Raw genomic sequence first — 614 nt, forward strand, 5'->3', positions numbered from 1 at the left:
GGCGGGGGCGGGGGGGCGTGTTTCCTGTTTGGACCCGATCCGCTCGCCCGCCTTGGGGGTGCCTACACCCCCCCCCCCCCCCCCCCCCCCCGACCGAGAGGACACCATCATGACCACGAACGAGCGCACCGACCTGGGCCTGACCGATTCCGCCGCCGGCTGCAGCTGCTGCTCCACCGCGTCCGCCATCGACACGCGCGTTGCCGTGTCGACGACCACACAGGATGTTCTGGTGGACGGGATGACCTGCTCGCACTGCGTGATGAGCGTCACCGAGGAGATCACCGCGATTGACGGGGTCGAGAACGTGTCGGTCGATCTGAATGCGGGCGGCTCCTCGCGTGTGACCATCCACAGCGCCACTCCGATCGATGCCACACGCGTGCGCGCCGCGGTGGAGGAGGCGGGGTACGCCCTCGCCGGCAGCCCTTCATGAGTGCGCTCGATGTGGAGCTCGAGATCTCCGGGATGACGTGCGCGTCCTGCGCGACGCGGATCGAACGGAAACTGAACAAGCTCACCGGCGTTGTGGCGACCGTCAACTACGCGACCGAGAAAGCCCGCGTCCGCGCCGACGGTGTCGAGGCGGCGGAGCTGATCGCGGCGGTCGAATC

General features: G+C 68.9%; 2 protein-coding genes. Both read left to right on the forward strand.

The window, feature by feature from the left end:
• Positions 1-109 precede the first annotated feature (109 nt).
• Entirely contained in the window at positions 110-436 is a 327-nt protein-coding gene (locus ACLQ2Q_RS22195; protein WP_425824072.1) for a heavy-metal-associated domain-containing protein, read from the forward strand.
• Positions 433-614 (forward strand): cation transporter (locus ACLQ2Q_RS22200; protein ID WP_425824074.1); only part of this gene is annotated, 182 nt, incomplete at its 3' end. The genes ACLQ2Q_RS22195 and ACLQ2Q_RS22200, both read left to right, overlap by 4 nt.

The organism is Microbacterium sp. DT81.1, assembly GCF_049844955.1.
Taxonomy (GTDB): domain Bacteria; phylum Actinomycetota; class Actinomycetes; order Actinomycetales; family Microbacteriaceae; genus Microbacterium.

Bases quoted from the DNA above. Each gene is read 5' to 3' on its own strand.
- ACLQ2Q_RS22195 (WP_425824072.1), top strand. From the start codon at position 110: ATGACCACGAACGAGCGCACCGACCTGGGCCTGACCGATTCCGCCGCC.